At 53.7% G+C, this 17,466-nt stretch carries 19 protein-coding genes and 1 tRNA gene; 4 read left to right on the plus strand and 16 right to left on the minus strand.

Translation table 11 applies throughout. The annotated features are described in order from the left end of the window. Window positions 1-21 precede the first annotated feature (21 nt). From FJV47_RS00670 to FJV47_RS00695, 6 genes are all read right to left on the minus strand, one after another. On the minus strand, window positions 22-717 hold the full coding sequence (locus tag FJV47_RS00670) for an urease accessory protein UreF (protein ID WP_159609224.1): 696 nt from the start codon (window positions 715-717) through the stop codon (window positions 22-24). Then, entirely contained in the window at window positions 698-1,171 is a 474-nt protein-coding gene (gene ureE / locus FJV47_RS00675) for an urease accessory protein UreE (RefSeq protein ID WP_159609225.1), read from the minus strand. Before ureE ends, FJV47_RS00670 begins: the two co-directional genes overlap by 20 nt. Before the next feature lie 36 nt (window positions 1,172-1,207). After that, window positions 1,208-2,920, minus strand: coding sequence for an urease subunit alpha (gene ureC, locus FJV47_RS00680; protein ID WP_159609226.1), 1,713 nt, complete (start codon window positions 2,918-2,920; stop codon window positions 1,208-1,210). 2 nt (window positions 2,921-2,922) lie between these two features. Beyond that, on the minus strand, window positions 2,923-3,258 hold the full coding sequence (locus FJV47_RS00685) for an urease subunit beta (protein WP_159609227.1): 336 nt from the start codon (window positions 3,256-3,258) through the stop codon (window positions 2,923-2,925). Window positions 3,259-3,285: 27 nt separating this feature from the next. Continuing rightward, window positions 3,286-3,588 (minus strand): urease subunit gamma, encoded by a 303-nt coding sequence (locus FJV47_RS00690; RefSeq protein ID WP_159609228.1) that lies wholly within the window; start codon window positions 3,586-3,588, stop codon window positions 3,286-3,288. Window positions 3,589-3,945: 357 nt separating this feature from the next. Then, window positions 3,946-5,670, minus strand: a complete 1,725-nt coding sequence (locus FJV47_RS00695) for an FAD-binding protein (RefSeq protein WP_159609229.1) — start codon at window positions 5,668-5,670, stop codon at window positions 3,946-3,948. A gap of 77 nt (window positions 5,671-5,747) precedes the next feature. Between FJV47_RS00695 and FJV47_RS00700 the strand changes: the two genes are divergently transcribed. Next, window positions 5,748-6,674, plus strand: coding sequence for a LysR family transcriptional regulator (locus tag FJV47_RS00700; protein ID WP_159609230.1), 927 nt, complete (start codon window positions 5,748-5,750; stop codon window positions 6,672-6,674). Here FJV47_RS00700 and FJV47_RS00705 read toward each other — a convergent pair. The 4 genes from FJV47_RS00705 to FJV47_RS00720 all read right to left on the minus strand — a co-directional run bounded on the left by FJV47_RS00705 (window position 6,658) and on the right by FJV47_RS00720 (window position 9,148). Next, entirely contained in the window at window positions 6,658-7,296 is a 639-nt protein-coding gene (locus FJV47_RS00705; protein WP_159609231.1) for a pentapeptide repeat-containing protein, read from the minus strand. The genes FJV47_RS00700 and FJV47_RS00705 overlap by 17 nt on opposite strands. A gap of 198 nt (window positions 7,297-7,494) precedes the next feature. Continuing rightward, the gene (locus FJV47_RS00710) at window positions 7,495-8,370 is read right to left on the minus strand and encodes a VOC family protein (RefSeq protein ID WP_159609232.1); all 876 of its coding nucleotides are present in this window, start codon (window positions 8,368-8,370) and stop codon (window positions 7,495-7,497) included. A 154-nt stretch (window positions 8,371-8,524) separates the two neighbouring features. Continuing rightward, complete coding sequence (locus tag FJV47_RS00715) at window positions 8,525-8,878, minus strand: SDR family NAD(P)-dependent oxidoreductase (RefSeq protein WP_159610017.1); 354 nt, start codon at window positions 8,876-8,878, stop codon at window positions 8,525-8,527. A gap of 90 nt (window positions 8,879-8,968) precedes the next feature. After that, entirely contained in the window at window positions 8,969-9,148 is a 180-nt protein-coding gene (locus FJV47_RS00720; RefSeq protein WP_159609233.1) for a hypothetical protein, read from the minus strand. Window positions 9,149-9,280: 132 nt separating this feature from the next. Here FJV47_RS00720 and FJV47_RS00725 point away from each other — a divergent pair, with 132 nt between their 5' ends. The 3 genes from FJV47_RS00725 to FJV47_RS00735 all read left to right on the plus strand — a co-directional run bounded on the left by FJV47_RS00725 (window position 9,281) and on the right by FJV47_RS00735 (window position 12,453). Next, window positions 9,281-9,787: an Lrp/AsnC family transcriptional regulator gene (locus FJV47_RS00725; protein WP_159609234.1), complete on the plus strand. Its 507-nt coding sequence runs from the start codon at window positions 9,281-9,283 to the stop codon at window positions 9,785-9,787. A 210-nt stretch (window positions 9,788-9,997) separates the two neighbouring features. After that, a complete protein-coding gene (gene hisC, locus FJV47_RS00730; protein ID WP_159609235.1) occupies window positions 9,998-11,071 on the plus strand; it encodes a histidinol-phosphate transaminase in 1,074 nt (357 codons plus the stop codon). Next, entirely contained in the window at window positions 11,068-12,453 is a 1,386-nt protein-coding gene (locus tag FJV47_RS00735; protein ID WP_159609236.1) for an amino acid permease, read from the plus strand. Before hisC ends, FJV47_RS00735 begins: the two co-directional genes overlap by 4 nt. A gap of 51 nt (window positions 12,454-12,504) precedes the next feature. Here FJV47_RS00735 and FJV47_RS00740 read toward each other — a convergent pair whose 3' ends face one another. From FJV47_RS00740 to FJV47_RS00765, 6 genes are all read right to left on the minus strand, one after another. Beyond that, a complete protein-coding gene (locus FJV47_RS00740) occupies window positions 12,505-13,185 on the minus strand; it encodes a DNA alkylation repair protein (RefSeq protein WP_235026292.1) in 681 nt (226 codons plus the stop codon). A 24-nt stretch (window positions 13,186-13,209) separates the two neighbouring features. After that, window positions 13,210-13,827 carry a GyrI-like domain-containing protein gene (locus FJV47_RS00745; RefSeq protein WP_159609238.1) on the minus strand — a complete coding sequence of 206 codons (618 nt, stop codon included), beginning with the start codon at window positions 13,825-13,827 and terminating at the stop codon, window positions 13,210-13,212. Between the two features lie 27 nt (window positions 13,828-13,854). After that, window positions 13,855-14,946 (minus strand): magnesium and cobalt transport protein CorA, encoded by a 1,092-nt coding sequence (locus FJV47_RS00750; protein WP_159609239.1) that lies wholly within the window; start codon window positions 14,944-14,946, stop codon window positions 13,855-13,857. Window positions 14,947-15,188: 242 nt separating this feature from the next. Then, a tRNA-Ala gene (locus FJV47_RS00755) sits at window positions 15,189-15,264 on the minus strand. A 71-nt stretch (window positions 15,265-15,335) separates the two neighbouring features. Continuing rightward, window positions 15,336-15,716, minus strand: coding sequence for a ribosome silencing factor (rsfS, locus tag FJV47_RS00760; RefSeq protein WP_159609240.1), 381 nt, complete (start codon window positions 15,714-15,716; stop codon window positions 15,336-15,338). A 57-nt stretch (window positions 15,717-15,773) separates the two neighbouring features. After that, a complete protein-coding gene (locus tag FJV47_RS00765) occupies window positions 15,774-17,399 on the minus strand; it encodes a hypothetical protein (protein ID WP_159609241.1) in 1,626 nt (541 codons plus the stop codon). Window positions 17,400-17,466: the final 67 nt, after the last annotated feature.

Genomic DNA, 17,466 nt, shown 5'->3' on the forward strand with positions numbered 1-17,466 from the left:
ACGCGGTCACTAATGGTCAAATTAAGACATGAACATGCGCGCTCGTTGGTGCTCATGCCGCATCTGTGCAATTTCCAAACCAGGCACTGCTAAGCCCAGATCTTGATCATCCAACGTGAAAATCTTGCTGACAGTCTCGGCCACGGTCTCATGCATTGCACGAATAACCCGCTGTCCTGCATCTTGGCCTAGCGGGATGGCGCGAATAGCATTCTGTGTCAGGCTTGTAGCAGTTGAGAACAGGTAGCTCGTCAGTGCATCAGCTATTGGTGCTTGAGCACCGCGCGCGGCCAGAGCAAAAGCAATCGCAGGATGCCCTATGCACTGTCCGGCCCGTATGGCCTCGTTGTATTTCTGCAGGTCCGGGGTCGTGAACCCGGCTAAGGACACTGCCAGCATTCGTGCGCCCATTTTCTGTGCAGCTAAGCGAAGTTGTCTTGGCAAGGCGGAGGCATGGATGAGTGTATCGAGCTCGATAACGCGCTGTTCGTCCAGCGCCTCAAACGTTAGGCGCAACAACAACCCGTCGGTGTATGCCAACGACTGCACCAAGAATTGGTGAAGCCATAGGGCAAAACTGTGTTCGTCATGCACGAGACCTGACTCAAGGTACGACTCCATCCCAAAGGAATGGCTAAATGCTCCGGTCGGCAAGGCTGAGTCGGAGAGCTGCAATAGGGTCAGCAGGTGTATTGAACTAGTGGGTGTGTTCTGCATGTCTAAACGGCACAGGCATAACACGTTCTTGACGTTCATACGGAGCGTGGTGGTGCTTCAAGAAGTCTTCGACGGTGTGGTCATACTGGACCACCATAACTTCTGCCTTGTACTCAGACTCAATATCGAAGAACTGCGCCTGTAGGTGACGGTTACCCAGCGAGTGCGCGATGAATGCCATTTCATAGATTGATTGCGGAGCGATCACCAGAACGTCGGTTGGCAACACCGAAATGCTGATGAGTTCAGATTCCGAGATCATCAAGATGTCTCCATCCCTAAGATCGGGTCCGGGTGCAAGGCGAAGGCCGATTTCTCGACCATGATCTGTGCTGACCCGTTGGATTCGCTTGACCAGATCCATGCTGGGAAGAACCACCTTCTCGTGGTGCCGCCCACTAGTCAGGTCTTGTGTACCCTCGTGAAGATTGCCCACGAGCTTGTCAATAATCATTGTTCTCCTTCTCAAATCTTTCCTGTACTACACCAGCTAGAACAGGAAGTACCGCTGAGTCATCGGCAATTCTCTAGATGGCTCACAAGTTGCTAATTCTCCATCAACAAAAACTTCATAGGTTTGAGCGTCGACCCTGATATCTGGGGTTTGACCGTTGTGCTTTAGGTCGGCTTTGGTCAAGTTCCGGATATCGTGACAAGGGCGGATGTTTTTACGTAGTCCCAGTTTCTGCGCAACACCGTCCTCAATTGCCACCTGAGACATGAAGGTAATAGAACTTTCATGTACGGCGCTACCCATGGACCCGAAGCTAGGTCGCAAAGTTCGAGGTTGCGGCGTCGGAATGGAAGCATTCGAATCCCCCATAATCGACTGCACGATCAATCCGCCCTTGATAATCAGTTCCGGCTTAACGCCGAAGAAGGCGGGATCCCAGAGCACCAGATCAGCGAATTTTCCTTCCTCAACGCTACCGATAGAATCCGCAATGCCATGAGCGATGGCTGGATTGATGGTGTATTTGGCCACGTACCGCTTCAGGCGCTCGTTATCACCGATCTCTGGATCACCAGGCAGCTTACCGCGTTGGCGTTTCATTGAATCAGCAACCTGCCAGGTGCGCAGCACTACCTCTCCTACGCGGCCCATCGCTTGGGAATCTGAGGAGGTAATCGAAAATACTCCGAGATCGTGCAGTACATCTTCAGCGGCAATCGTTTCGGGACGAATACGTGAGTCTGCAAAAGCAACGTCTTCGGGAATGTCTGGGTTCAGATGATGACAGACCATGAGCATATCGAGGTGTTCATCCACCGTATTGCTGGTGTAGGGCAATGTTGGATTGGTGGACGCGGGAATCACGTTGGAAAGGGCTGCCATGCGAATGATATCCGGTGCGTGACCACCGCCGGCACCTTCGGTATGGAAAGTGTGAATAACGCGTCCAGCGATGGCTTCAATGGTGTCCTCAACGAAACCACATTCGTTCAAAGTATCGGTATGAATCGCCACCTGGACGTCGTACTTATCGGCAACCTTCAGCGAAGTGTCGATGGAGGAAGTGGTCGCACCCCAGTCTTCGTGAATTTTCAGTCCGATAGCCCCGGCCCGGATCTGTTCAACTAGTGGCGCCTCATCACTTGCATGGCCTTTGCCCAAGAATCCGATGTTCATTGGCAAGTTTTCGACTGCCTGCAACATGCGAGAGATGTTCCACGCACCCGGGGTCAAGCTGGTTGCTTTGGTGCCTTCGGCAGGCCCAGTACCGCCACCAATCATGGTGGTGGTGCCGTTAGCCAACGCTGCTTCGACTTGGCCCGGAGAGACAAAGTGAATATGGGTATCGATAGCCCCGGCAGTCAGAATTTTGTGCTCACCGGCAATGACTTCCGTGGCCGAACCGATGGTGATATCAACGCCATCTGAGATATCAGGGTTACCGGCCTTACCAATTCTAAAAATATGACCATCACGCAAGGCCACGTCTGCTTTATAGATGCCGGTGTAGTCGAGCACCACAACGTTGGTAATGACGGTATCGGGAATCTGCTGGTCTCGAGTGAGACGACCATTTTGTCCCATTCCATCTCGAATGACTTTACCGCCGCCAAAGACAACTTCTTCACCGTACTTGGTGTAGTCGCGTTCAATTTCCAGAAGTAATTCGGTGTCAGCCAGTCGGATGGCATCACCCGTGGTTGGTCCGTACATTTCCGAATACTGTTTGCGGGACATCTCGAAGCTCATTTTTAGTGCCCCTGAATTTTTCTAGGTTCGGAATCCAACGGTCCAGCGACCTGGTTTCTGAAGCCATGAACCTCACGGGCTCCAGAGAATTCTACTAAGTTCACGGTTCGAGCATCACCGGGTTCAAACCGAACCGCGGTACCAGCGGGGATGTCCAAGCGGAATCCTCTGGCCGCATCACGATCCAACTCCAACTGCGGATTAACCTCCGCAAAATGGAAATGTGAACCAACCTGTACTGGACGGTCACCGCGATTCACTAACTTTAGGACGCGAGTGGCCTGCTTTTCGTTGCAGACGATGGGGGTCTCTCGAAGGATGTACTCTCCCGGAATCATCAATAATGCCTTTCGTTTCCGTGTGAGTTAGCGAATGGGATTGTGGACCGTGACCAGTTTGGTCCCGTCGGGGAATGTCGCTTCGACTTGGACGTCGTGAATCATTTCAGCGATTCCCTCCATGACATCTTCGCGTCTCAAGATGGTGGTTCCATAGCTCATCAAATCGGCCACTGTGCGTCCGTCACGGGCGCCTTCGATCAGCTCATAGCTAATGATGGCGATGGATTCGGGATAGTTCAGTTTCAAGCCGCGGCCCTGGCGTCGTCGCGCCAGATCCGCTGCAACGACGATCATGAGCTTCTCTTGCTCCCTCGGCGTCAAATGCATTGACACATTCCCCATTCACACAGTTGATTAGTACTCTCGCACCGGAATTCACCGGTCATCAGATTCGAAACGTCCTTGAACACTGCCCAGATGAACACGTGCAGACTTGCTGGAGTGCACTTTTCAGCTAGCTCTTCGGAGTCTGCTGTTGAGAATACTATTCCCAAGACAGAGTGAGTTTATCGTTGGCGTATTTCGCAGTTTCTGCGCGTTCATTTCCACCAGGTTAAGAATGCATTACAGGCACTGGAAATACACCGAACCAGATTAAACAACTGCGGTTCGAGGACAGCAACCAGCTGTGACCTCGAACCGCAAATATTTACTTACAGACTGGTTAGTGAACTTCGCCAGCTATCACTCGACGAGTTTTCCTTCCTGCGAAACCTCGGTAATGAGGGCCGCGATCTCAGAAGGTATTTTTGGAATAGGTTCGCGGACGATTCCAGTTGGTGACCATACGAGGTTCACCTGTAACTCAGGATCCGTCAGTGGATAATCACTGCGGTTATGGCATCCGCGAGTTTCTTTTCGTTCCAGTGCCGATTCCAACGTGGCTCTAGCTGCCAGCACCGAAGACTTCAAGTCAAAGGCATGGCACAAGTCCTGGTAACCGGCAATATCTGGATGAATTCCGACATTCTGCATGCGTTGTTCAATCTCTGCAAGTTTCTCAAGACCGCGTTGTAACCCTGCTTCGTTTCTCACCACGCCTGCGTAGGCGGTCATCACGTCTCGGATTGCTCGCTGCAAACTTCGTACGTTCTCGTCACCGTCCGCCGAGATCAGGCCATGTACCGTCTGGCGTGCGTGCTCAATGGCCTCTTGCGAACGTACGTGTCGCTTCATGGAACGCGAATAATTAGCTGCCCCTTGTCCCACAATCCGTCCAAAGACCAACAGCTCAATTAGTGAGTTGCCACCCAGACGATTTGCTCCGTGAAGTCCAGAGGACGCCTCGCCAATCGCGTACAGCCCTGGCACCTCTGTTGCATGCGTCGTTGGATCCACCCAGACCCCGCCCATGGAGTAATGGGCTGTGGGTGCAATTTCGATCTTTTCTTGAGTGATATCAAGCATCTGCTCCTCGAGCATGGTCTGATATACCCTCGGTAGCCTGGACATGATGGTTTCTCGTGGAAGGTGTGAGACATCCAGCCATACGCCACCTTTCTCGGTACCTCGGCCTTCACTGATTTCGGTGTAAGCGGCCAAAGCAACACGGTCACGGGTGGATAGTTCCATACGCTGAGGATCGTACCGTTGCATGAAACGCTCCCCCAGTGCATTGGTCAGGATTCCGCCTTCACCGCGCGCTGCCTCCGAAATCAAGGTTCCGGCAACAGACTCAGGCTCAATGATGCCCGAGGGGTGGAATTGCACGAGCTCAGCATCACGCAGGCGAGCACCGGCTTCGACGGCGAGGCGGAACGAATCTCCAGTGTTTTCATCCCGACGGGAGCTACTGCGCCTCCAGATGCGGTTATGTCCGCCGGCCGCCAAAATGACAGCATCAGCATGGATCAGGTACCCCGTACCGTCGTTGACGTCGAAGCCGTAAGCGCCAAAGATCTGTCCCTCCGCGACAAGCAACTCGGTGATGTAAACAGAATCGAGCACTGGAATCTGTAATTGCTCTGCACGCCGGATCAAGGTGCGTTGGATTTCTAAACCGGTGTAGTCGCCTGCGAAAGCGGTTCGACGGAACTTGTGAGCTCCGAAGAATCGTTGCGAAATGCGACCGTCCTCTTCGCGTGCGAAATTCATGCCGTAGCGTTCCAGATCTTCGATGCCTCGCTGTGCCCCTTGGGCGACGACCTCGACGGTTCGTGGATCCGCCAGATAGTAGCTTTCCTTAATCGTGTCGGCGGCATGCTGTTGCCAGCTATCTTCTTCGTCCATCGTGCCTAAGGCAGCGTTGATACCTCCGGCGGCTAACGAAGTGTGAGCGTCATGTTTTGGACGTTTGCCAACCGCCAAGACAGCTGTTCCCAATTCGGCGAGTTCGATGGCTGCTCTCAGACCTGAACCGCCGGTTCCGATGACGAGCACTGAGGTGGAAATCTGCTGTTCTGTTCTCATGTCTTCCAGCATCATCCGACATCCAGAATGCGTCCAATGAATTATTGACATGCTCTCGATAGCGATAGGCTATGCACATGAATTTAGAGCAGTTGCGTGGCTTCATGACCATCGCCGAAGTGGGCCACTTCACTCACGCGGCCGAGCTACTGCACCTCACCCAACCATCGTTAAGCCGGCAAATTTCCACCCTCGAACAGGAATTGGGCTCCGAGCTCTTCCACCGAGCCCGAGGAAATATATCCTTGACCGCCGCCGGACTGGCGCTACTACCAAGGGCCCGACGAATGCTGTCCGATGAGGAAAACATACGAAGTGAAATGGCGGATCTTGCAGGACTGCGCCGTGGACGCGTTCGACTCGGTGCCCCACCAACATTGTGTGTATCTTTAGTCGCTGAAGCCTTAGAGCAATTCCGCCAAAGCTACCCGGGAGTGCAATTACATATCGTTGAAGCTGGCTCACACAGATTGCTGGAAGAATTGAACGACGGTGCGTTAGATCTTGCGCTCATCGTGACTTCCGAGCATGCAGTGAACGAAAAACATCTTCACAACTTGCCGCTACTCGAAGAGGAACTGGTGGTGATAGATTCGCTCGACCGGCCCCATCTGCCCAAAATCACTGAATTAGATTTGTCTTCACTTGCACCCATCGCCCAGCTGGCTTTTGCACATAGTTATGATCTGCGCGCGAGCACACAACAAGCATATAAATCCGCAGGACTAGTTCCCAACGTTGTGGTGGAAGGCGGTGAGATGGATGCCGTTTTACGATTTGTCCATCGTGGCCTAGGCGTAGCTGTTGTACCGGCTACGGTCGCACTCGAAACCCCAGGAGTACGCGCGGTGGCTTTGGGAGACCCGCAGCTGTCACGCACTATCGGATTGGCGCATCGCAAAGACGTGAGTTTGACCCGTGCAGCCAGCGCCATGCATCAGCTGATCGAGTCCACTGCTAAGACCTTAGCCTCGCGGCACGAGCAGATTACCTCGCTAGTTTGATCCCCAAATGACCGGCGAGGTCTTCGGCCAGCATGCTTAGTTGCAGCGAACTGATTTTTGCTCCACGTAATGAATCGAGTCCTTCAACTTGAGCGAAGTCTAGGCCTTGAAGGTCAACATCTCGTAGCTGCGCACCAGTGCAGTTAACCACACCGGTACGTGAATCCACGAAGCTTAGACGCTGAACTTGGCCACCCAAATCAATCTCTTCAAATTGGCAATTGCGGAATACAACGTCACGGACACGTGCTTGGCGGAGATTCAACCAACCAAATTTGCAGTTTTCAAAAACAACGCCGTCTAGTTCCGCTGCGGCGAAGTCAGCGGATCCGAAGCGGCTGTGGGTGAAGCGGACGTCGTTGAAGAACGCTCCTGCAGCGTTGAACGATGGAACACCGATCTGTTCCATTTCGCATTGCAAAAGCCGTGCATTACGCAATGATTCCAAAGAAGAACCGGTAAATTTGCACTCCTCGAGGCGTGCTTCATCGGCCTGAATCGGCTCATCAATATTCGCAAAATGAAGCAGCTCGATGTATTCACCGCTACCTAGATCCCCTGCATATCCGTCCGCCAATGGAGGTAATTTGAAGGAACGGATTTTCGGGTTCACAGTACTCATCCTTGCATTTCCCAGAAGTTATTTGCCAAGGTTTTGACTATATCAGTCAGCTCCGGTTCTAGCGGAGGCTGCGCAAGAGGGTCGCCTCCACCTTTATATCCTCCGAGAGCAACCCTCTGGGACTTCGATAACGTACATGCATGCAACATGCATCCGGATGAAGCGTTTTACCCCTGACGGTATCCTGCCGTCAGTTCGCTAAAAGTCGCTGATGATTAACTTCTTCATGTTCAGCATGTGCTCATAGGCTCCGGGGCGCTGCATGAGCTCAGCCATGTTTGATGGAACGATTTGCCAGCTGACCCCAAACTTGTCCGTCAGCCATCCACAAGCTTCAGCCTCAGGCACCGCCGACAGTGCATCCCAGACTCGATCGATTTCACCCTGGTCTTCACAAGGCCACTCCAACGAAACGCCTGGCGTGAATGAAAAGTCCTGAGCAACTCCCGAATCCATAGCGGCTACCCGATCTTCCGCCAGAGCGAATTGGGCGAACATCAACGATTCAGCTGTCGCAACTTCAGTGGCCTCACCATATGGGAATGCGCTCTCGAGTTCAGCACCGAGCACTTCCCCGTAGAACTTGATTGCCTGAGCAGCTTGATTCTGGGCGGTTCCACCAAACATAAGGCATGGCATCACACGGGTCGTTTCAGACACCGCTTCGCTGGATTCCATCAATTGCCATGAAACTCCGTACTTGTCACTCACCCAGCCGTACCGCGAGCTAAACGGATACTCGTTCAATGGCATAAGAACCGATCCACCATCGCTCAGCGCTTCCCACGTGGCATTCAGGGAATCACGTTCATCCGCGTTGAAGCTCAAGATCATCGAGATTGACGCGTTTGGAGAGAACTCGTTACCCGCATTGATCAACGTTATCTTGGTCCCGTGCACCCATACGGAAACTGTGAGCGCCTGACCCGCGAAGGGTTGCTGAAAGTCCAACAGTCCTTCCGTCGGATAGCGTGATTCAACTTCGGTTCGTGCTTGAGGCTGGGCTTGGGCGTAAAACGCTCCTGCCTCCTCAGCGGTGCCTTGCATCCACAGGTTAACGGTGAGCTTTTGCATGAGAATCCTCCCACGAAGTTGAGTGACGGTTTCACGCTACGCCTCAACGCGCCCGTTGGGTAGATCAATTAGCGACTTTTTACTTCAGCGTCACCGTTGCGTTGTTCGCCATTCGCCCTCCCGGTAGTGTCATCCATCGACTTGTAGACACCGATCACCTTGTCAGCGATAAAGTCCCAGGCTGGGCGAGGTAGTACTCCTCGTAATAGCTGACCGTGGTGACTGCCACCGTCGCATTGCCTTCTCGCTCCAGCCGTAGAGAACCACTCCACGACATTGCAGCAGCCTTGAAGACTGCATAGACGCGCATATTTGGATTGGAGACAAGTGCCGCAGCCGAGGCCATTGTTAACACTCGTCCTTTACCCGCGCGTCCCAATTGGGGCAACAACGCGTGTGTCAGATACATCGGAGCTAAAGCATTAATCTGCATCGTTGAGGTGATTTGCGAAACCTCGTGCTCGCTAAACTGCTTGCCGGTGACGACCCCAGCATTATTAATCTCGATATCTACCCCGCCGCCAGCAAACGCTTCTTAGGCCGACCGACGAATTTGTTCTTGATCTGCCAGAACAACTACGTGGGCTTGGATTTTGCCTTAGATCAGTTTGAGTTGTTCTACGGCTTCTAAAAGCTTCTCTTCATCAATGACCCACAGGATGATCCGGGTAGCCCCTTCGAGGCAGGGAGGTCGCGCGAACAAGAAACCCAAACCCTGCGCAACACCGGTGACTAAAACGTGCAAACCAACCATTGAATCTAGTGGGGCATGGGCCATGACGTTTCCTTTCTGCTCGGTGGCGAATCTGCCCTACTTTATGATCTGACTAACAGCATCTGAACCCGAGTCGGCGAGTCCGCTACCGCCCGATACTCTTGAATGACGAACCCCTAAACCGAAAGGAAGCTCGTGCGCATTGACCGCCTCGACGCAGACCTCATTGAACTGCTCACCGATTCACCAATGCTTCCGGTTATGGAATGCGCACGTAGGCTGGGCGTTGCGCGTGGCACCGTCAGCAGCCGTTTAACTAGGCTCCACGAGGCCGGGGTCATCCGGGGCATCATTCCGCGCATTGAACCTGCTGGATTCGGCTATTCACTGGTCGCTTTCTGCCAAGTCGAAATTATTCAACGCTACGGCCATGGCCCGGTCGCTTCCGCGCTGGCCGAGACCATACCTGAGATCGTAGACATGTATACGGTGACCGGGAATTCCGATCTCCAACTACGCGTGGTGGCGCGTACGGCAGATGACCTGCAGGAAATTTTCGACCGGATCAACCGTGTGCCCGGTGTCGCACGCACTTCGTCCTCTTTTGCGTTGCACGAGCACTTTCAGGGACGCACACTTCCACTAGTCTCCGCCTGCGCTAGTGATCAGAGCGAAACGGAAAAGACTAGGCAATTCGACTAGTAAAATGGCTTTGTGGGCAATGAACGCTATGCAGCCTGCATAGATCGCCAGATGTCGATTGCACGGTTGAACCCTTCAACCTACAGTCATTGCTTGTGAATCGCGACACGCGAGAATATGAGCGAGACCACTGCGCGGGAGTCATTGCAGGGGTCTTGCTGTTTGAACGATTGCCACCCCATGCAGTTGTGGCAGTCAGAGAGGAAACTCATGACCCTTCACCAGCGTCCCTCCTTGCGGGAAGTCCCGGCGTATAAACAAGGCAAGCCCGCTCCAGCTGGAGCCTCAAAACTCTCCTCTAATGAATCTCCACATGAGCCCCTGCCCTCGGTTCTGGCAAGTATTCAAGAGGGCCTGTCAACCATTCATCGTTACCCAAGCATTGCTGCACCTGCACTGACTTCGGCGCTCAGCGAGCAGTTTGATATCCCCTCTGAGCAGATCACTCTTGGCGCTGGTTCCGTTGAAGTAGCCTCACAGATCATCCATGCGGTTGCTGCTGAAGGCGACGAAGTCATGTACGCATGGCGCTCGTTTGAGGCTTACCCGTCACTGGTACGCATCGCCGGCGCTACCCCGGTGGAAGTCCCGCTCGATGCTCAGTCCAGGCATGACCTGCCAGCAATGCTCGACGCGATTACCGATAAGACTCGATTGATCTTCATCTGCAACCCGAACAACCCAACGGGTACCGTCGTTCAGGCCGAAGAGTTAGATTCCTTTATCAACTCGGTGCCACGCAACATATTGGTAGTTGTTGACGAGGCTTACGTACATTTTGACCGTTCGGCTGTTCGAGCTGACGGGTTGGCGCTGTTCCGCAAGTACCCTCATGTGGCCGTCCTGCACACCTTTTCCAAGGCTTATGGGCTAGCTGGCCTGCGCATCGGTTATGCGATCAGCCCAACTGAAGTGGCCGCGAATCTTCGCAAGGTAGCAGTGCCTTTCGGCGTTTCTGATCTCGCTCAGCGTGCCGCCGTAGCCTCGTTAGCTGCGATCGATGAGCTATCGGTGCGCATTGAGGAAGTTGTTACCCAACGCGAGCGCATGTATGAGGGTTTGGCGCAGGCTGGATATCCGGTGGTCAGGTCTCAAGCGAACTTTGTCTGGATTGACGCTGGCGAGAAAACGCTGGAGTTAGAAGCACAGCTCGCCGACGGCGGGGTGATAGTTCGCGCCTTCGCAGGAGAGGGACTTCGCATTTCTTCGGGTACCAAAGAAGAAGTCAACCGTGTACTGGCTGCTCTGCCAGCGCTGAACACCGCAGAGGTGGCGACCGCATGACAAGCACCAAAGAATCGTCTCCTGAGCTTCACACCTCACTGACTCAACGCCAGATTTCAATGATGGGTCTGGGCGGTGCTATCGGTGCTGGGCTTTTTGTCGGTTCCGGGCAGGCCATCTCCATTGCTGGCCCTGCCGTCCTTGTTTCTTATCTGATCGCCGGCGCGGTCATCATCGTCATCATGGCCATGCTGGCCGAAATGGTTGCGGCTAATCCGTCGTCTGGAGCTTTTAGTACCTTCGCACACAAGGCGATGGGACGAAGCGCGGGCAGCACCTTGGGCTGGTTGTACTGGATTCAGTTAGTGGTAGTTATCGCCGCAGAGGCCACTGGCGCAGCCGCCATTACTGCCGGCTGGTTCCCTGGGTTCCCACAATGGGCTTGGGTACTAAGTTTTGTCGTCATACTCACCGCCGGCAACCTCTTAGGTGTTCGTAATTATGGACGCTTCGAATACTGGTTTGCCGTGATTAAGGTAGCCGCGATTATTACGTTCTTGGTCTTCGGCGTCTTGGTCCTGGCACGGGTAATCCCGACTGATTCACCTGTTGGTTTTGGCAATCTAGCCGCTCACGGCGGATTTGCTCCCGGCGGCATGTCAGGTATCGCAGCAGCCCTTCTGATTGTGATTTTCTCCTTCGGCGGCACCGAAGTTGTCTCCATTGCCGCTGCCGAGTCGGCTGACCCTGCAGGTAATATCAAACGCACCGTGAAGTCCGTGATGCTACGAATCCTGTTCTTCTATCTGGGTTCCATTCTGGTCATCGTTGCGGTCCTGCCATGGAATGATCCGGCGATTGCCGAGGGCCCATTCGCCGCTGCACTTGGTGTCATGAACATACCTGGTGTTGGACTGCTAATGAATGCCGTGGTCGTTGTTGCTTTGCTTTCAGCCATGAACGCCAACATCTATGGGGCTTCTCGCATGCTTTACTCGTTGGGCAAACGCCATCTGGCCCCACGCCCGGTGACTCACGTGACCGGTAAGGGTGTTCCGTCACGGGCTGTCCTGAGTTCGGTGGCGTTCTCCTTCCTGGCCGTAGGTTTGAACTGGATCTGGCCAGAGACGGTCATGCCTGTTCTGCTCAACGTCGTAGGCTCAACGATCATCGTCATTTGGACGTTCATCGCTGTGACCCAATTGATTTTGCGTCGGCGTGCCGATAAGGAGGGACAGTACCTGCCACTACGTTTGTGGGGCTTCCCAATTTTGAGTATCGGCACTCTGGTTGTGCTCGCAGTCATTGTCATCATCGCGATGACCGATACCGCGGCCCGGACGCAACTGCTCTTGACCGCAGGCCTGACGGCAGCGATCTGGGTTGTGTCTAAGCTAGTTTTGAAAGACACTCCTGATCAGAGCATTGTCAGCAATAGATAACAGACTGCGCTGTTCTCCTCACCCTAGGCTCGATTCAGCAATGGATCGGGCCTAGGCTTTTCTTTTCACCATTTCGTTAATCCAGATCGGTGCAAACGGCGAGGTGCAGCCCGGCGAGGTTGGGTAGTCAGCCAGTACTTGAAGGCGTTCGCCAATGGATATGGCACGCTCACGCAAGCTGGCATGTTCGATGCCAATGGTGGCGAGCGTGTTGTTCATTGCCCATTGCAGTCGCTCAGGTGCCGTGGCCATGCGCAGCTCGATAGTATCTAGCAACTGTGTGAGGTTGAGCTTCTGGGGATCTTTAGTCACCTGATGTGCGGTCAACTCCCAGCCAGCTGCGGCAAGAATGGGGTCTGGATCCGTGATGAGCAATACGCGCAGTTCCTCTAGGAGTTTAGTCTTTTTGACAATGTAGCTCAGGAACCAAGCCTGCACCTTTGGAGTGCTCGCCTCGCGGCTCCATTCAACCAGCTGATCTAAAGTGAAACTACGTGGCTTGGCAATCAGAATGGCTACAAGTGCGCTAGCCGTGTCGCCACTCTTCCAGAGTTGCTCAGCCAGTTCCTGATTGGTCTTGAGCGTTTTCGCCAAACCCCTGAGCTTGCTGAGGTTCACCCCGAAGTCATCACCATGTCGTTCGTTGATGGCTCGCGCTTTAGGGTCCTCAAGCTCGGCCAGAGCTTGGCTGACCTCCTTTACAGAACTGTCTGGACCGATTTGAGTAGTCAAATTCTTCTCCATATCGATTGTTTACTACAGCGATTGAACTGGTTGTCGAAGGATTGTGCGTAGTTTCTCTGGGGCGACTCTACGTGGATCCCCCAAATAGATTTCATGATGCTTACCCGTCAGTCGCAGCCCATGTTTCGGAATGAACTGTTCATGCATGAGCTGAAGAACCGGTCCTTCATCATCGTAGGATCCAACGTGCAATGTTTGCACGCATTGGTGCTCCACTAGTGTTTCTATGCGCAGTTGCTCAAGACTCGGCAACGTCTTGCCCGCTTGTGTAGCTTCTACGGCGCGCTGGACGTCGCCGTCATCCAGCCATGGCGGAAGCATCAACATCATCGTCCAGCACCACAGGATCTTTTCGCGTTGGGTTGTGAAGCTGGCGAAGTCATCGGCCCACCATAGCCCCTCCAGCGGGGGCACAACGTAGTCTCGGCCATCTTTCTTGCTGGCAAACTTCAACTTGTAGGCGACTGGATAGAGCGTCTCTAACGCGTGTTGATAGGCAGGTGAAGTATTCGGATCACCGGTGCCGTCGATCATAAGGTATCGCATCGATTCAAGCGTCAGTAGCTCAAATTGCGACACTTTAGCCTGATAGCTTGCATAGGTTTTCTTAAAATCGATCTTTTCTGTCACTGGCACACTCCCCCAACCTAGATATTGCTAGAACCACTTTCGCCATTTAAAAACACCGTAGAGCGCGGCCGCAAAAAGGACCATGAACAGCACTGCCGCCGGATATCCAAACGCCCAATGAAGCTCGGGCATATTATCGAAGTTCATCCCATAAATCGCGGCGATCAATGTGGGAGCGAAGAGAATCGCAGCCCACCCCGAGATCTTCTTCATGTCCTCGTTCTGCCGCTGCGCCACCAAAGTGGCATTAACATTGAGAATCTGCGAAAGGGCATCACGGTACTCGAGCGCTTGCGTGTTAGCGCGCGTCAGGTGGTCGGTCACATCCTGTAAGTAGGTTTCCAACTCATCTGGCACCGGATATTTCTTAACGCCCGCGCCGAGTGAGCGAACAACTTCAAGAAGTGACGCTGTCGCGTGCTGAACATCGATCACTTCTTGACTGAGTCGGTAGATGCGCTCTGTTACTGCAGCGTCTCCGCTGAATACTTGACGTTCAATTTGTTCCTTGTCGATGCCTAATCCGTGAAGTACCGGGACATAACCGTCAACAATCTCATCGAGGATTCGGTAGAGCACCGCTTCGACGCCAAGCCGAAGAAGCTGTGGGTCTTTGAGCAACATTTGGTGTTGTTTCAGGCTACCGTCGCTAATCGATTCAGCAAATCGTTGACCGTCAGTCCCATCAATCCACCGATGATCCTGGCAAAGTACTGCGATGGAACCGGGCCGGACCAGGATATGGAATTCAGAGAGCTCAACTTCTTCAACAGCATCTAAGTACAGTGCTGATCGGACTACGACCAACAGCACATCACGATACCGTTCAAGCTTTGGGCGTTGCCGAGCGTGCAGGAGATCTTCGACTAGTACGGGGTGTAAATCCCAGGCTTCGGTCAGCTCGTTGATGTCGGCTTCATTTGGCGTTGGATAAAGCGAAAGCGCGATTCGGTTCTCTCCCGTATTGCCAAATTCGAGCGCTTGAATCGCGGTGGTGCTCGACGGCGCCCACTCAACTTCACCATCATCAATAAACCGTACACGCTTAGAACTATGTACCGGATGCTGGTTTTGGGTTGTGTAACGCAGTCTGCTACCCCGACGCTGAATTCGTGACATGCCGCTCCTGATTGAATAACTTTGTTCTAGTATCGCAAGGCGAGCCCGAAATTCCGCGTACCAATGAGCATTAGGCCGTGAAGATTCTCAACAGTACATCGCGTCCTTCGGTCCTGAGCATCAGCGAGGCCCCAAGTTCAAAAGGCGATTTAGACTCAAAGACGAAATCTATAACAAAAATGGGAACAAATGTGAACGAAAAAATCCTGGAATTCTTTCTACAAAGAATTCCAGGATTTAATTGGTGGAGGTAAGGGGATTCGAACCCCTGACCTTCTGCATGCCATGCAGACGCGCTACCAACTGCGCCATACCCCCAAAGGATTGCTACCCTGATTAGGCAACTCCATAATCATAGATGAATACCTAATCAGGATGCAAACTCCAGATTACTGATCGTTCTGAGAGGATTCCTCCGGCAGCTCAATCACAGGGCAGTCCGCCCAGAGGCGCTCCAGCGCGTAGAAAATGCGATCTTCTTGGTGCTGAACGTGAACTACGACATCTCCGTAATCCAAGAGCACCCAGCGTCCTGCTCCAAAGCCTTCACGGCGCACTGGGCGCATGCTGTACTCGGCGAGTATCTGGGCCTGGATTTCGTCAACGATTGCGTTCACCTGCGGTTCTGATCCACCAGAGACAATCAAGAAGGCGTCGGTAACGCCCAAGCGGTCGGCAACGTCAAGCGCGACCATGTTTTCTGCCAACTTTTCAGACGCTGCGTGCGCAGCGATCTTCACGAGGGCAATTGAATCTGCATGTGCTCCCATTGAGTGGGGTGTCTCCTTGTTAGAGGTGTAGATCGAGAATCTTATTGTGCTATGAAATTAGTTGCCCAGCAACATGATCAACCCGGCGATCAAGGCTGCTCCGCCTAGGCTCAGTGCAACAATCATGGCGATGAGCATATTGTTGGCACGTCGCACGCCGTGAGTCTGAACGTCTAACGGTTCTAGACCTTGGGCATTGACGGCGTTAATGCGAGGCATTTCAACAGCAGATGCATCCGATGCCGCTTCCGGCTTCGACTGCGAAGCAGCAGGCTGACCGGTAGTCTTCGCTACGGGTTTTGGGGCCACGTCACTGGCAACCTTAGCGGCAGGCTTGGCCGCTGGTTTACCTGCTGCTTTCGGTGCTGGCATAGGAGTCTGCTTTGGACCAGGCTTCGCGGTAGCAGTCGGCTTAGCCGCTGGCTTTTTTGCTGCAGGGGCAGCATGATCCTTCTTCGAAGAAATCTTGCCATCTGGGTCAAGGTTCAATGAGACGCTTTGGGTCTTTGGACCTTGAACGCCAGTCTTCGCGATTCGATCCTCGACCTCGCGGATGTTACCCATCGCGCCGGTGAATGGATCTGAAGATTTGTCGTCTTTGCCCCGCTTTGCGTTTTCTACACGCAGACGTTCACGTTCAGCAGCACGGCGGGAAATAATCGCCGCGCGTGCTGCCATTTCGCGCTGATGCGCAAGGACTTCGAGATCGATCTCGGAGTCATCCTCGCCAATGAGGTTCGGATCAATAGCCGCTTTCGGGGCGTGGGCCCGCCGTGCTGCCAACGCCTGCTCAACGCTCATGACGGTGGTCGCCGGCGAGTCATCTTGGTCAGCTTGCTTCTTCTGCGGCTTTGCTACTGGCTTTGGCGCTGAAGCTGCCGGGGTGCCGCTCTTACCTTGGTCCGCTAGCGCTTGAAGGCGAAGCTGACGACGGGTCAGCGGCTTTGGATCATCACCGGGATCAACGGTCGGGATGTGAGTTGTGAGGGCATCGACTTCGCCTTCAAGGCGACGACGCTCACGAAGAGCTTCGCGGTTACGAGCACGGCGTAGCGATGCTCGCTCCCCCGTTGATTCTTCGCTCTTGGTTTCCTGACTTGGCTGGTCAGCCTTAGCCCCTGGCTGCTGCTTTGGCGCGACCTGGTTTTTTGCTTCGGTGACCGAGGACTGCGCAGGTTTCTGGGGCGCTACAACCTTGGGCTTAGGCGCAACAGCACTCTCTGGCTTTTGCGCGGCTTTGTTTGCAGGGGCCGATTTGGCAGCCTGAGCGTCAGCTTGCGTGCTAGGAGCGCCCTGCTTAGGTGCGGGGTTCTGAGCCGGCTTGTTTGCACCTGTTGCGGTGGGCTTGGCCTCTGCAGGCACTACTGGAGTCGAAGATTTAGGAGCTGACTTCTGCGCTGGCTTTGACTCAGTCGTCGAGACCTTTTTTTCAGCTACAGGTTTAGCATCTCCAGCTGGCGCTTGAGGCTTCGCCGGTGCTGGCTTTGGGCTCAACTTTTGGGCAGAACCTGAATCAGTGTTCGCCGGCTTGGCCGATTTCTCGGACTTCCCGGTGTCCTTCTGATCTGCAAGTTCTTTAGCTTCTTGTTCAGCCTTGCTACTTGCTAGCAAAGCTTCCATTTCGGCACGTCGCTTTTCGCGCAGAGCTCGCCTGCTAGAAACTGGCTGCGAGTTATCGCTCATCCTGTACTTCTCCCGACCGCATAGACAAATACCGTCACCCTTACCTAGAGATTATGCCGTGTTACGT

The sequence above is a fragment of the Glutamicibacter sp. JC586 genome, from assembly GCF_009805585.1.
Taxonomy (GTDB): domain Bacteria; phylum Actinomycetota; class Actinomycetes; order Actinomycetales; family Micrococcaceae; genus Glutamicibacter.

What these genes read in the sequence shown, in the direction of transcription:
- FJV47_RS00670 (WP_159609224.1), bottom strand. Translation starts at nt 717, where the DNA reads ATGCAGAACACACCCACTAGTTCAATACACCTGCTGACCCTATTGCAG.
- ureE (WP_159609225.1), bottom strand. Translation starts at nt 1,171, where the DNA reads ATGATTATTGACAAGCTCGTGGGCAATCTTCACGAGGGTACACAAGAC.
- ureC (WP_159609226.1), bottom strand. Translation starts at nt 2,920, where the DNA reads ATGAGCTTCGAGATGTCCCGCAAACAGTATTCGGAAATGTACGGACCA.
- FJV47_RS00685 (WP_159609227.1), bottom strand. Translation starts at nt 3,258, where the DNA reads ATGATTCCGGGAGAGTACATCCTTCGAGAGACCCCCATCGTCTGCAAC.
- FJV47_RS00690 (WP_159609228.1), bottom strand. Translation starts at nt 3,588, where the DNA reads ATGCATTTGACGCCGAGGGAGCAAGAGAAGCTCATGATCGTCGTTGCA.
- FJV47_RS00695 (WP_159609229.1), bottom strand. Translation starts at nt 5,670, where the DNA reads ATGAGAACAGAACAGCAGATTTCCACCTCAGTGCTCGTCATCGGAACC.
- FJV47_RS00700 (WP_159609230.1), top strand. Translation starts at nt 5,748, where the DNA reads ATGAATTTAGAGCAGTTGCGTGGCTTCATGACCATCGCCGAAGTGGGC.
- FJV47_RS00705 (WP_159609231.1), bottom strand. Translation starts at nt 7,296, where the DNA reads ATGAGTACTGTGAACCCGAAAATCCGTTCCTTCAAATTACCTCCATTG.
- FJV47_RS00710 (WP_159609232.1), bottom strand. Translation starts at nt 8,370, where the DNA reads ATGCAAAAGCTCACCGTTAACCTGTGGATGCAAGGCACCGCTGAGGAG.
- FJV47_RS00720 (WP_159609233.1), bottom strand. Translation starts at nt 9,148, where the DNA reads ATGGCCCATGCCCCACTAGATTCAATGGTTGGTTTGCACGTTTTAGTC.
- hisC (WP_159609235.1), top strand. Translation starts at nt 9,998, where the DNA reads ATGACCCTTCACCAGCGTCCCTCCTTGCGGGAAGTCCCGGCGTATAAA.
- FJV47_RS00735 (WP_159609236.1), top strand. Translation starts at nt 11,068, where the DNA reads ATGACAAGCACCAAAGAATCGTCTCCTGAGCTTCACACCTCACTGACT.
- FJV47_RS00750 (WP_159609239.1), bottom strand. Translation starts at nt 14,946, where the DNA reads ATGTCACGAATTCAGCGTCGGGGTAGCAGACTGCGTTACACAACCCAA.
- rsfS (WP_159609240.1), bottom strand. Translation starts at nt 15,716, where the DNA reads ATGGGAGCACATGCAGATTCAATTGCCCTCGTGAAGATCGCTGCGCAC.
- FJV47_RS00765 (WP_159609241.1), bottom strand. Translation starts at nt 17,399, where the DNA reads ATGAGCGATAACTCGCAGCCAGTTTCTAGCAGGCGAGCTCTGCGCGAA.